The organism is Shinella sp. CPCC 101442 (assembly GCF_024704725.1).
Classification (GTDB): domain Bacteria; phylum Pseudomonadota; class Alphaproteobacteria; order Rhizobiales; family Rhizobiaceae; genus Shinella.
In genome coordinates, this window is record NZ_JALIQS010000002.1 from 693,487 (window position 1) to 707,190 (window position 13,704).

9 protein-coding genes are annotated in these 13,704 nt (G+C 58.2%); 8 read left to right on the forward strand and 1 reads right to left on the reverse strand.

Annotated features, from left to right (window positions below; all coding sequences use genetic code 11):
- The first annotated feature begins 135 nt into the window (after window positions 1–135).
- From MUO32_RS08615 to MUO32_RS08650, 8 genes are read left to right on the forward strand one after another with little or no spacing between them, the layout of a single operon-like run.
- Window positions 136–3,171, forward strand: coding sequence for a BPTD_3080 family restriction endonuclease (locus tag MUO32_RS08615; protein ID WP_257947797.1), 3,036 nt, complete (start codon window positions 136–138; stop codon window positions 3,169–3,171).
- The gene (locus MUO32_RS08620; RefSeq protein ID WP_257947798.1) at window positions 3,172–5,088 is read left to right on the forward strand and encodes a DUF262 domain-containing protein; all 1,917 of its coding nucleotides are present in this window, start codon (window positions 3,172–3,174) and stop codon (window positions 5,086–5,088) included.
- A 19-nt stretch (window positions 5,089–5,107) separates the two neighbouring features.
- Complete coding sequence (locus MUO32_RS08625) at window positions 5,108–5,866, forward strand: hypothetical protein (RefSeq protein ID WP_257947799.1); 759 nt, start codon at window positions 5,108–5,110, stop codon at window positions 5,864–5,866.
- On the forward strand, window positions 5,856–6,281 hold the full coding sequence (locus MUO32_RS08630; protein WP_257947800.1) for a hypothetical protein: 426 nt from the start codon (window positions 5,856–5,858) through the stop codon (window positions 6,279–6,281). Before MUO32_RS08625 ends, MUO32_RS08630 begins: the two co-directional genes overlap by 11 nt.
- Window positions 6,281–9,229, forward strand: coding sequence for a site-specific DNA-methyltransferase (locus tag MUO32_RS08635; RefSeq protein WP_257947801.1), 2,949 nt, complete (start codon window positions 6,281–6,283; stop codon window positions 9,227–9,229). Before MUO32_RS08630 ends, MUO32_RS08635 begins: the two co-directional genes overlap by 1 nt.
- Before the next feature lie 2 nt (window positions 9,230–9,231).
- Window positions 9,232–10,044: an HNH endonuclease gene (locus tag MUO32_RS08640; protein ID WP_257947802.1), complete on the forward strand. Its 813-nt coding sequence runs from the start codon at window positions 9,232–9,234 to the stop codon at window positions 10,042–10,044.
- The gene (locus MUO32_RS08645; RefSeq protein WP_257947803.1) at window positions 10,034–10,918 is read left to right on the forward strand and encodes a hypothetical protein; all 885 of its coding nucleotides are present in this window, start codon (window positions 10,034–10,036) and stop codon (window positions 10,916–10,918) included. The genes MUO32_RS08640 and MUO32_RS08645 overlap by 11 nt, the downstream gene beginning before the upstream one ends.
- On the forward strand, window positions 10,915–13,014 hold the full coding sequence (locus MUO32_RS08650; protein ID WP_257947804.1) for a 3'-5' exonuclease: 2,100 nt from the start codon (window positions 10,915–10,917) through the stop codon (window positions 13,012–13,014). Before MUO32_RS08645 ends, MUO32_RS08650 begins: the two co-directional genes overlap by 4 nt.
- 151 nt (window positions 13,015–13,165) lie before the next feature.
- On the opposite strand, the gene MUO32_RS08655 is transcribed toward MUO32_RS08650, so the two are convergent.
- Window positions 13,166–13,501 (reverse strand): hypothetical protein, encoded by a 336-nt coding sequence (locus MUO32_RS08655; protein ID WP_257947805.1) that lies wholly within the window; start codon window positions 13,499–13,501, stop codon window positions 13,166–13,168.
- Window positions 13,502–13,704: the final 203 nt, after the last annotated feature.

Sequence of the window (13,704 nt, forward strand, 5' to 3'; positions counted from 1 at the left end):
AGACGGTTATCGGGCTACAATGCGGAAATAATTTCCGTGTGCAATTCTTTGCCAAACACAGCAATCCGCATCGTAGGAGTTGCATCACCCTCGCGGGGGCGATTGAATGGCGATGCCGATTCTGGGACAGATTGCATGACCAAGCCATTTTACGCCGAGCCAATTCTTAATTCGCCATACGAAGTTCCCACGCGCCATCATGCGCTGTCCGAAAGTGGCGAGCCGCTCAATCAACCGCCCATTGAAGGCCGGCGCCGGTCGAAATACGTGGCACCCGTTCCGAAGAGCCGCAAGATCAAAGCAGATGCCAAAAAGCAGGCTACGCTTGATCTCGACCAGACCAAGGACGGCAGCAGCCACTACAACCCTACGCCGATCATCAACGAAATTCGCGGCCACATCGCGTCATGGCGCTCAATTCCCAATCCCAACGACTGGGGCGTCACGCCCGTTACCCAGCGATTGATCCAATATTGGCGAAGCGACAACTTCTCCGGCCCCCGCCCCTTCTATTGCCAGGTGGAGGCCGTAGAAACTGCGATCTGGCTTGCCGAGGTGGCGCGCAAGAACAAGCAGTACGCTCACATCTTCCGCCATCTCGAAGAAGCAAACCGAGATGCTAACCCAGAAATCTTTCGTCTTGCGCTGAAATTGGCCACCGGCGCCGGCAAGACAACCGTCATGGCCATGCTCATTGCCTGGCAAGCAATCAATGCCGCTCGGCAGCCGAACTCCAGTTTGTTCTCGAGAGGTTTCCTCATCGTTGCGCCCGGCATCACCATCAAGGACCGACTGCGCGTACTGAAACCTTCTGACGGCAATAGCTACTATCGCTCTCGGGAACTTGTCCCACAGGACATGATGCCCGACCTGAACAAGGCGAAGATCGAAATCGTCAACTATCACGTCTTTCAGCGGCGCAAGGCTCACGAGCTGAACGCAGTAGGTCTCCGCCTGATGAAGGGCTGGAAAGGAGAAGCAATCGAGGAACTCGAGACCGAGGGACAGATGCTTCAGCGGGCCTGCGGCGATCTCCTGCAGATGAAGAACGTCGTGGTCATCAACGACGAGGCGCACCATTGCTATCGCGAACGTCCGGGAAGCCACGAAGAAGATGAACTGAAGGGCGAGGAAAAGGACGAAGCCAAGGAAAACAATGAAGCTGCACGGCTTTGGATTTCCGGCATCGAGGCTTTGAAGCGGAAAGTCGGCGTTCGCGCGGTCTATGATCTCTCGGCGACACCGTTCTTCTTGCGTGGATCGGGATACGAGGAAGGTACACTCTTCCCCTGGGTGGTTTCCGACTTTTCGCTCGTCGATGCTATCGAGTGCGGCATCGTCAAGCTGCCCCGCGTGCCGGTGTCGGACAATGCCGTCAATGCCGCCACCCCCGTGTTCCGCAATCTTTGGGATCACATCGGCAAGAAGATGCCGAAGAAGGGGGCGGGCAAATCCGGCGATCTTGATCCGTTGAGCATACCTGCCGAACTGCAGACCGCGCTCTACTCGCTCTACTCCCACTACGAGAAGGAGTTCGAGGCCTGGCAAAAGGTCGGCATCGGCGTCCCGCCGGTGTTCATCGTCGTCTGCAACAACACTGCCAGTTCGAAGCTCATATTCGAATGGATTTCCGGCTGGGAACGGGAAGTTGAAGGTGAGCGCCAGACAAAGCACTACGGGCATCTGGAACTCTTCCGGAACTACGATGACCGCAACGGCAATCGGCTGCCGCGCATGAACACACTGCTAATCGATTCCCAGCAACTCGAATCCGGCGAGGCGCTGGATTCCAAATTCCGCGATATGGCCGAGGCGGAAATCGAGCAGTTCCGTAGGGAGATCAAGGAACGCGAGGGTGCCGCGGCGGCCGACAAGCTCTCGGACTCAGAACTCTTGCGTGAAGTGATGAACACCGTCGGGCAGAAGGGCCGGCTCGGCGAGCAGGTGCGGTGCGTCGTCTCCGTGTCGATGTTGACGGAAGGCTGGGATGCCAACACGGTCACCCATATTCTTGGCGTTCGCGCTTTCGGTACGCAATTGCTCTGCGAGCAGGTGATCGGCCGCGGCCTGCGCCGCCAGTCCTATGAGCTGAATGACAATGGGCTGTTCAATACCGAATACGCTGACATTCTCGGCATTCCCTTCGACTTCGCTACCGAGCCCCAAGAGGTGACGCGCACGCCGCCAAAACCGACGACGCGTGTCCATGCGCTCAAGGAGCGCAACGACCTTTCCATCCGCTTTCCGCGCGTTGCCGGCTATCGCGCCGAGCTCCCCTCCGAGAGCTTTTCGGCCAATTTCTCGGCGGACTCAGTCCTCGACCTGACGCCAGAATTGGTCGGCCCCTGTACGGTCCGTCTCGAAGGGCTGGTCGGCGAAGGCCATGACATTTCTCCGGATGCGCTCGATGACATGCGGCCGAACACCGTCGCGACGCATCTCACCAAGAAGCTCATCGAGATGTATTTCCGTGAGCCGGATCAGGACGTTCCCTACTACCTCTATAACCAGCTCCAGCCCATTACCCGGCGCTGGATTGCCACTTGCCTGAATCTCACTGGTGGCACCAGGGCGGGCATGCTGACCTATGCCGAGCTGGCAGAGAAAGCATCCGAACTCATCTACCAAGCCATCGTCCGCAGCGCCGGTGAAGATGGGGCGAGTATCGTAAAGGCCATGCTCGATCCGTACAATCCGCACGGCTACACCGACCACGTGTCTTTCATCACGACCAAGCAGACGCTTTGGGAGACCCGCCTTTCCCACGTGAATTACGTCGTCTGCGATAGCGATTGGGAAGCGGAATTTGCCCGCGTCGTGGAAGCGCACCCAGCTACGATCTCCTACGTGAAGAACCAGGCGCTCGGTTTCGAAGTACCCTATCGCTCAGGCAGCGTTCTGCGCCGGTATCTGCCGGACTTCATCATACAGGTCGATGACGGTCGCGGACTGGATGATCTGTTGAACCTGATCATCGAGGTCAAGGGCTTCCGAGGCCTCGATGAACAAATCAAGGCCGAGACCATGACGAACCTCTGGGTTCCCGGCGTCAACAATCTCAAGGCCTACGGCCGCTGGGCGTTTGCCGAATTTCGAAACGCCTTTGCGATGGAGGAGGATTACGGAAAGTTGGTCAAATCGTTTGCAGCACGCGTCGGGGAGAATGCATAGATGTCGGGGTCAACGTTCAAGACAAATCCGGTCGCGCTGCAAGAATTGCTGAAGAAGTGTGACGATGGGAAGCTTCAGCTACCGGACTTCCAGCGCAGTTGGGTGTGGGATGAGGATCGGATCAAGAGCCTGATCGCATCCATTTCGCGGGCCTTTCCGGTTGGTGCACTTATGACCCTCGAGACCGGAGGCGGTGTTAACTTCAAGCCGCGGCCTATCGAAGGCGCGCCCGAGACGGCGAGGCGAGTCGAACCCGCAGAGTTGCTCCTCGACGGCCAGCAACGAATGACGTCGCTCTATCAGGTCACGTTGCGCGGCCAAGTCGTGAAGACTATCACGCCGAAGAAACAACCCGTAGAGCGGTGGTTCTTCATCGATATCAAAAAATCGCTAGACCCTTCGGTCGATCGGGAAGAAGCGATCATCTCGGTTCCTGCGGACAAAATCGTACGTTCCGACTTCAACCGAACGATCGATCATGATTATTCCACCACCGAGCGTGAATTCGAGAACCTCGTTTTCCCTCTCTCCCGCGCCTTCGACGGAATGGCGTGGCAGATGGAGTTCGTGACCTGGGCCAACGCCAACGGCCGCATGCAGGAGCTTTGGCCAACCGTCCAGCAGTTCTATACGGAAATCCTGGCGAACTTCACCGGTTACCATGTTCCTGTCATCGCACTCGACAAGACGACAACCAAGGAAGCTGTGTGCACGGTCTTCGAGAAGGTCAACACGGGTGGCAAGCCACTCGATGCGTTCGAGCTTGTTACAGCCATCTATGCCGCTGATGGACATGAACTTCGCAAGGACTGGTACGGCGAAGGTAGAGACAACAAGGGCCGACACGGAATTTTCGTCAGTGCTCAGAGGCTGGCGGATGCCGAAAAGGGTATCCTGGCCAATGTGGCCAACACCGACTTTTTGCACGTGATCTCACTGTTCCACACACGCGATCTTCGGCGCGCTGCGGTGGCTGCCACCAAGGAAGGCAAGGACCTTCCTCAAATTACGGGCAAGAGAGGAGCCCTGCTGAATCTTCCGCTCAGCGCCTACAAGAAATACGAGAAATTGGCTGAGCAGGGTTTTCTCAAGGCCGCGAAGTTCCTCTTCACACAGCGCGTCTACCGCTTGTTCGATCTGCCCTACCAAACGCAGATCATTCCGCTTGCAGCGATCCTCGCGGACATCGGCGACGCCTGGGAGCTCGAAGGCAACCGCGAGAAAATCCAGCAGTGGTACTGGTGCGGCGTTTTGGGCGAACTCTATGGGTCGGCCGTCGAAACCCGGATTGCACGCGATTTCCAGGAAGTGCCCGCTTGGCTAACCGGGGGCAAGGCCCCTGCGACAGTCTCGGAAGCCTCCTTCCGCCCAGATCGGCTAAAGACGATGCGCATGCGGCTCTCCGCGGCCTACAAAGGCGTGAACGCGCTCCTGATGAAGGGGCGCGCTCAGGACTTCCGCTCAGGTCAGGAATTCGATCACACTGTCTTCTTCGGCGAGAATGTCGACATCCATCACATCTTTCCGAAGAAGTGGTGCGAAGACAACAAGATCAAACCGGACGTCTACGATTCCATTATCAACAAGACGCCACTTTCCTATCGCACGAACCGCATCATTGGCGGCGTTGCGCCCTCCGCGTATCTGGCAAAACTCGAGAATGGCAGCGCCGAGGCGACACCCGTCGATCCTGTTCGTCTGAATGGTTTCTTGGCCTCGCACCTGATCGATCCGACGCTCCTTCGCACAAACGAATTCACGGCCTTCATGGAGGCTCGTCAGCAAGCGCTACTTAGCCTGATTGCGCAGGCAATGGGCAAGCAGGTGGAAATGCCGAGCGCAGCAGTGGATCAGGAATATTCCGACGAACTCGATGAGGACGAGGCGGAAGCGGAATTTACGATGGCAGCGGAATAAGACAAGCCGGTGGAGATTAGTGGCTGAAATGCGGGATAAATCGCTGATCTACTGGGCAACCATCGAGCATCACCGCTGGTGGCTCTGCCATGATCAAGTGTATCTGAACCTGCTTGCAAAGGAGGGGCAGCTTTCCCCATGGATAGTTCGATTGATTGCCAAAGCGTACGGGGTCAATCGCGGTATTCCCCGTGCGACGGATACTGGCCCAAGCGATCCTGCAGCAACTGCAATCGCTGATGCTTTAGGCAACGCTGCACAACAATTCTCCGGCACACTTCCCCAGCGCTTTTCGGTTTGCGTCAACATATTGCGGCAACTGCCGCCCGGGATTCGGGGGGCCGAATCCGCAACCCCGAAGTTCGTTTCCGGGACAACGAAGCTCATGTGGTTTCTCAAGCCCGCAGGATGGACGATGTTTGATAGCTTTGCTGCCAACGCGCTCGGTATCGCGCGAGGAAAGAGCTCAGATCGCGCCCGTCTTTTCTACGCGGCACTAGAGAAGCAAGGTTTTGCTCAGAAATCAGAGGCGGGCAATGCGGTAATTCGGGCTTCAGGAATTCCCGAGCTCTACGCCGAACGTGTGATCGACAAGTACTTGTGGCTGGCCGGGTGCACGCAACAAACTCGAGAAAAAGCCAAGGCCATTTGTGAAGCCTACCTCCAGGGCTTGCCGTCCAAACACGCGGAAGACCTTCAAGCGCTTGCGTCTGCTCTAGCGAATTTGCTCGGCGAAAATCCGTTCTCTGAAAACGGAGGCGAACCTTATGCGACCTGAGCCGCCGGCAGAGTGGACTAGAGCGGCTGTCGACGCAGCGCGCACCTTGAAGGCCCAAACGCGGTGGGATGCCAAGGAATGGCTGAAATCAACAAACGGGCGAAAAACGACGCGGAGTATCTATGCCATCCTGCAGCATGACCCCAATCACGAGGACCCGTTTGGTGTCTACGTGGGGCATACCCATCACAGGCCGTTCGAGCGATATGCCGAGCACAGGAAAGGTGAAGGGTTCGCAGACGTACAGAAATTCCATGTTCGTCTTCTCCCGGAACTCTATCAGCATCTCAACCCAATGAAACCTGCCGAAGCCAAGGAAATGGAAAAGGCCCTCTGTGCCGCGCTACGGAGCGCAGGTATTGGATGGGTCACGATGGGCAGCAAGCGTCGCGCCTCAAAGGAGAAGAAACAATAATGGCCAAGACCCCGCGCGAAAAAGACGTCTCCACCCTCACCCACGGCCAGGCGGTGCGGCTGAACAACCCGACGGCTGAGATGGCGTCGCTCTACGAGCAGCAGGTGGAAATGCTGGGCGATGGCGGACGCGAGATGCGGATTCCGCGTGACCGGCCGCTGGCGCATGGCGAGGAGCGGGATCGGGACATGGACCGCGATCCGCAGGTCATCTGGAATGGCGTGAAGATCAAGATCACGCATGCGCAGATGAAGAAGCTGGCCGAGACCGGCGAGATCGAGATCGGCGACGCCCAGCTCGTCTGGCGCGGCAAGGACCGGCAGGATTGGTCCGATCTCGTTGTCAACGCGCCGCCGCTCTATATCCAGGAAAAGGTGCATCCCAAGGCGATCATCGACGATCTCAAGCGCCGCACCAACAAGGCCCGCGAGGAGAAGTCGGACGCGCCTGACCTCTTCGCCGATTTTAACGGCATTGCCGATCCAGAGGCGCGCGCAGAATTCTACCAGCACACCAAACATTGGCAGAACCGCATGATCCTCGGCGACTCGCTACAGGTGATGGCGAGCCTCGCCGAGCGGGAGGAGATGCGCGGCAAGGTGCAGTGCATCTTCTTTGACCCGCCTTATGGCATCAAGTTCAATTCGAACTGGCAGGTCTCGACCATGAGTCGGGACGTGAAGGACGGGAAGAAGGAGGACGTCAGCCGCGAGCCGGAACAGGTGAAGGCCTTCCGCGACACATGGAAGGACGGCATCCACTCCTACCTCACCTATTTGCGCGAAAGGTTGATGGTCGCGCGGGAGCTTCTCACCGAAAGCGGTTCCATCTTCGTTCAGATCGGCGACGAGAATGTTCATCGCGTCCGTGCGTTGATGGATGAGGTATTTGGAGAAACGAACTTTGTTAGTCAGATAGCCTTCACCAAAGGGGCAGTCGGGTTGGGTGCTACCGGGCGGCTAGCTGCCAGGTTGGATTACTTACTATGGTTCAGCAAAAGCGGTCAGCCCAAATATCGTCAACTCTATGACCTGAAAGATGCTCAGGAGGACCCGAACTTCAATTGGGTACTTCTGCATAATGGGCAATTGGTGCGTCGATCTCAAGCCAGCGAAGTCGAGCTAAGAAATTCAAAGTTCGCGCAAGACGTTTCTCTCACAAAGCCAGGCCCAGGAGCAAAGTATGAGATTGAATTTGAAGGAAAGATGTTCAACTCTGGTGCCCGGTGGTGGGGAACACCTAAGGCGCAGTTGGCGCGGGCTATAAGATCAGGACGAATTATCCGGATTGGAAACTCGCTTCGCCACTTGAGGCTCTTAGAAGAATCTGGGTTAACGGCCCACGGCAATCTCTGGGCTGGATTCATCGGTCAAAATGCTCCGGTATATGTCGTTCAAACTAACACCCAAATTGTTGAGCGATGCATTTTGATGACCACCGACCCTGGTGACATCGTATTCGACCCTACCTGCGGCTCTGGCACGTCTGCATATGTTTCGGAGCAGTGGGGGCGAAGGTGGATCACTACGGATACTTCCCGTGTAGCGCTAGCGTTGGCTCGTACACGTCTCATGGCCGCAACTTACCCTTATTACCTACTCTTGGATTCCCAAGGAGGTCGAGCTAAAGAACAGGCCGTATCTGGCAAGATATTGGCTGACACGCCAATAATAAGTGATGTTCGGCAAGGTTTCGTGTACGAGCGCGCACCGCAGATTACGCTCAAAAGCATCGCTAACAATGCCGAGATCGATGTAATCTGGGAAAAGTGGCAGGAGGTGCTGGAACCGCTGCGCCGTCAGCTCAACGATGCACTTTCCACTGACTTCGAGGAATGGGATATCCCTCGCGATCTCGACGCTTGGCTGGATGGCAAGGACGGCCAAGCCAAGGCGCATCTCGTGACCGAAAAGGTGCGCAAGCTGCACGTCGGTTGGTGGGAAGGCCGGATCGCCCGGCAGAAGGAGATCGACGCCTCGATCGCCCGGGCCGCCGATGTCGCACTGCTCTATGACCGCCCTTATGAGGACAAGACCAAGGTACGCGTCGCCGGGCCCTTCACGGTCGAGAGCCTGTCGCCGCATCGCGTCGTCGCCGCTCGCGAGGACACGCTGGGCGCGGAGCTATCCGCATCCGGCGCGATCACGTCGCGCGCCTCGACCCCCGGCAACATGCCGGAAGCCGATTTCGGCGAGATGGTGCTCGCGCATCTGCGCAGCGCCGGCGTTCACCAGCAGGAGAAGCGCGACACGATCCACTTCAGCTCCATCGAGCCGTGGCCGGGGAACTATATCGCCGCCGAGGGCCGCTATGCCGATGGCGGCGCGGTGGAAAAGCGCGCGGCGATCCTGATCGGCCCGGAATTCGGCACGCTGACCCGCAGCCAGATCACCGCGTCCGCCCGCGAGGCCTCCGACGCCCGCTTCGACGTGCTGATCGCCTGCGCCTTCAATTTCGACGCCCAGGCGACTGACCTCAACCGGCTCGGCCCACTCGCCATCCTGAAGGCACGCATGAACCCCGACCTGCACATGGCCGAGGACCTGAAGAACACCGGAAAGGGCAACCTCTTCGTCGTCTTCGGTGAGCCGGACGTCGAAATCCTCAATGCGCCCAGCGGCGAGATCAGGGTGAAGGTCCACGGCGTCGATGTCTTCGACCCCTCCACCGGCGAAATCCGCTCCGACGACGTCAAGGGCATCGCCGCCTGGTTCATCGACACCGATTACGACGAGGAGAGCTTCTTCATCCGCCACGCCTACTTCCTCGGCGCGAACGATCCCTACAAGTCGCTGAAGACCGCGCTGAAGGCGGAAATCGATCCAGATGCGTGGGAGACGCTTTATGCCGACACGTCGCGGCCGTTCGCTCGGCCGAGCACGGGGAGGATCGCGGTGAAGGTGATCAACCACTTCGGCGACGAGGTGTTGAAGGTGTTTGGGGTTTAGGTATGGCCGAACCTATGCTGCCGTTTGAAGACCTGCGGATAGAGCTTCCCGACTACGTGAAAGAGGATGGCTCTGTCGCCTCCCAACCATTCTCAAAATCCAGCCATACGTTTTTTCGCCGCGAAACTCTGAAAAGCGATGGCGAAGGCGTCGGTCTCCGCACGGATTATTTCAAGCAACATCTGGTGGCGATTTTCGAGAAGATCGGTCGTCCGGTCCCCTATCGTTTCACGGATCATCTCGGACGCAATCGCTCCATGGATGGCGGCTGCCTGAAGTTTGTCGGGCCTGATGGCCAGGACATCGCCGAGTTCGTGGAGTTGGGCGGATACATCGTTGCAGCCACCCCGAAACCAGCGCTTGTCGCACAATATGGCACGACCAACCCGGCAGCGACTGATATCGAGCAATTGGAGAAAGACGGCAGTCTAAGCGTGACGGAACGCAAACAGCTGATAGATGCTCGACTTGGCCAAGGCAACTTCCGAAAGCAAGTGCTGGCATCTTGGCAAGACCGATGTGCGGTAACATCTTGCGAACTCTCCGTCGTTCTCAGAGCTTCGCACATCCTTCCGTGGCGGGATGCAGACAATGCCGAAAGGCTGGACCCGGAGAATGGCTTGCCGCTGATTGCAACGCTTGACGCGTTGTTTGATGCCGGCTTGATCTCGTTCTCCGACGACGGGCGGCTACTTTGCAGCTCTAGCTTGAAGGAATACCCTGACCTCGTGTCGCCAGGCTTGAAACTGCCGAGGTCTCCAAGCCCTAAGATGCGGACCTATCTCGACCGGCATCGCCGGCAACATGGATTTTGATGATGGGCATCGCTGGAAAATCCAACATGTCATGGTCGGAACAGCGATGAGCAATGCTCCCTACAACGGATATTCCTGGCAGCAGCGAGCACGCATCATTCCCGCCTATCGCAAGCTAACGGGAAAGCATGCGCCGTTCGAAGGTGAGGCCTGCGCCATGTGTAGCGATCCGAACCGACCGCCAGGAGAATGGCATTCGGAGGACTATTCCGAACCTTTCAGCTTCCAGCCGCCGCAATCATTCCCGCTTTGCAAACCCTGCCACACGCGGCTCCACAAGCGCTTCAAAGCCCCACGTGGTGAATGGCAACTCTTCTGCCACCATCTCGAAGCTGGTGGCTATGGCGCGGAGTTCGTAAATCTCCATGATCTTGCCGAGCGGCGAGCACTGTGCGAACGGGTTGCATCCGGTGCTCCTATTGTATTCTCCCGCATTCGGCCGAAAGAGCCCGGGCCACACTGGTGGCAGAATCTGACTCTCGATCCGGAATCTCTCGTAGCACCCTGGGCTCGACCACGCCCGTTGCGTCCCAGACCGGATCGCGACGCGTTCCTGGGAGCTTTCAAGGCTGTCGATCTCTCCGATCGCGAAATCACGTTGCTTCGCATTCATGCTGCATCGCCGCGCCGCACGGCAACAATGCGAACCCTTGCCCGTGAAGGACTGGCAAGCGATAGCTATCAGGCAGCTAACAGCGCTTATGGCGGACTTGCGAGAAGGTTGACGTCGCTTCTCGATTGGGAACCCGACTTGCGCGAGGATAAATCGCCTTTCTGGATGAGCGTCCTGGCCGAAGGCTGGACTCCTCCCGGACGCGAATTCGAATTGACAATGGTGCCATCGGCAGCGATGGCGGTGAGAGAGTTGAAATGACCACCATACTCGCCGACAGCTTTACCGCATCCTTGGCCAAGCTGAGCAATGACGAACAGAAGCAGGTGAAGCTGACGGCGTTCGATCTGCAGACCGATCCGAATCGGCCAGGCCTGCAGTTCCACAGGATCGATGCGTCCAAGGACCCGAACTTCTGGTCGGTGCGGGTCAATCGCGATCTCCGGATCATCATCCACAAGACCGGCGACAGCGTCATGCTTGCCTACGTCGACCACCACGACGACGCCTACAAGTGGGCAGAACGACGGAGAATCGAGACCCATCCGCGCACAGGTGCACTTCAGATCGTCGAAGTGCGTGAACGGGTCGAAGAGATCGTGATCCAGCCGGCGCCGGCGCGACAGCCAGAGTTGCCGTTCCTCGTTCAGGCAACGCCATCGGCTTCTGCTTTGCCGCTGTTTTCAAGACTGTCAACCGACGACGCATTGTCGATCGGGGTCCCCGAGGACTGGATCAAGGATGTCCTCGGTGCAAGCGAAGACAAATTCTTCACGCTTGCTAATCATCTACCCCAGGAAGCAGCCGAGGCTTTGCTGGAATATGCGGCAACGGGTGTCCTCAGTAAGCCGACTCCGCCGGCTACCTCCGATCCTTATAGCCATCCCGATGCTCAACGGCGGTTTCGTATTCTGGAAGGGCATGAGGAGCTGGCGGCGGCGCTCGACCAGCCATTCGAGAAATGGGCAGTCTTCCTTCATCCATCGCAGAAGGCGTTGGTGGATCGAGACTTCTCCGGACCGGTGCGCGTGGTCGGCTCGGCCGGCACCGGAAAGACCGTGGTCGCCTTGCACCGCGCCGCTCGCATTCTCCGCAACGAGCCTCAGGCGAAGCTGCTCTTGACGACCTTCTCGGAGCCGCTTGCCGCCGCGCTGAAGCGCAAGCTTGGCGTGCTCCTTGCCGACACCCCCTCTCTCGCCGACAGGGTGACCATATCGTCCTTCGAACAAGCGGCAGCTGACCTGTTCGCGCTCATGACGGGTCGGAAGGCCTATCTGGTCAGTCGGGAGAAACTGAGGGCACTTATCACCGACGCGGCGAATGCTGGCAGCATGACGAAATACACGCCGCAGTTCCTGAATTCCGAGTGGGAGCACGTCATCGACGCCTGGCAAATCGATAGCGCCGAAACCTATGCAACTGTGCCGCGGATGGGGCGTAAGAATCGACTTGGTGCGAAACAGCGCGATGAACTCTGGACAGTGTTCGCGGATGTTCGCAGGCAATTGCGCGAAAAGGCGCTGTTGACCGCTGCCGACCTGTTCACTGTGGTTACCGACCACTTCCGGGACCGCGCAGACAGGCCCTATACGCATGTAGTCGTCGATGAAGCCCAGGACCTCGGCGTCGCCGAACTGCGGTTCCTGAACGCCATTGTGCCCAACCGACCGGACTCGCTTTTCTTCGCCGGGGACATCGGCCAGCGCATCTTCCAGCAGCCATTTTCCTGGAAGGGGCTGGGTACTGACGTGCGTGGGCGGTCGTTCACGCTCAAGATCAACTATCGCACCTCGCATCAGATTAGAAGGATGGCGGACAGGCTGCTTCCCGAAAGCATCCGGGACGTCGACGGTGAGGAGGATCAGCGCAAGGGTACGGTATCAGTCTTCGATGGCGTTGATCCTGTTATCGTCGTCGCACCGACAATCGAGGAGGAAGCTGCGGCGGCCTCGCAATTCCTCCGCAACCTTTTGGAACAGGGAATAAGTCCCAACGAGATCGGCATCTTCTGCCGATCGAACGACCAGATCGCTCGTGCATCGAAGGTCGCCGAACTGGCAGCCGTCGGCACAGTTTCATCGCTCGCCGGGCGAGGCCCCGAAGAGGCAGTGCTCATCGGTACGATGCATCTAGCAAAAGGTTTGGAATTCCGTGCTGTCTTGATCGTCGCCTGCGATGAAGGGGTCCTGCCGCTGGCGGCGCGGATCAACGACGTCTCCGACGAGTTCGAGTTGGACGAAGTCGTGGCGACAGAGCGACAATTGCTCTACGTCGCCGCAACCCGCGCCCGGGACCATCTCTTCGTCTCCGCGGTTGGGCCCGGTTCAGAGTTCCTGGAGGACTTGCTTCACGTTTGATCGGATTGTCTCCGCCCGCGATTCCTCTGCAAACGCCGTGATCGGGAGTAATGGGGGGAAGACGTTGGGCAATAAAGGAACGCCGTTTGCGGGAGGATGCTGCAAGCCTTCAGGGGAAGCGAACTGACATCGCGGCACCGCGCCATCAACGTCATGGCTGGCAGACCGTAGGCTGAGACTTGAGATGCCATTTAGGCCGGAACGGAAACAGGCCATCCGAGTACCGATCGGCCAGCTCCTCGAAGACATCCTCGCTTTCGCGGACATCGAAGCCCTGGCGTTCCAGCTCGCCGACGATGGCTTCGCTGAGCTTATCGAGGGCGAGCCGCGCATCTTCTCGTCCCTGAGCGGCCGTGATCATCTGCCAGAGCAGCACCCTCGCGAAATCGTCGCGAGACGGCCGACGTCGGACCTTGGCCGCATCCCTCACTCGCTGCTGCCGGGCGACCTGTTCTGCATTGCGTTGTTTCTTCGATTTCCGGGGCATTGCCTGTCTCCTTGTTTTGGAGCCTCAGCCTCGGTGCCGGCCATGCAAGGGACAAGCGTCGTCTGCCTATGTTGACATTTCGGACAGGGAGGGCTGGCTCGTCTCCAATCGTCAGCCAGACGGCTTCGGCCTGCAAACGCGGTTTGCCGGAATCACCGATTGGGACTTTGGCAACGAGAGAACTGGAACAGGAATCGCGGAAG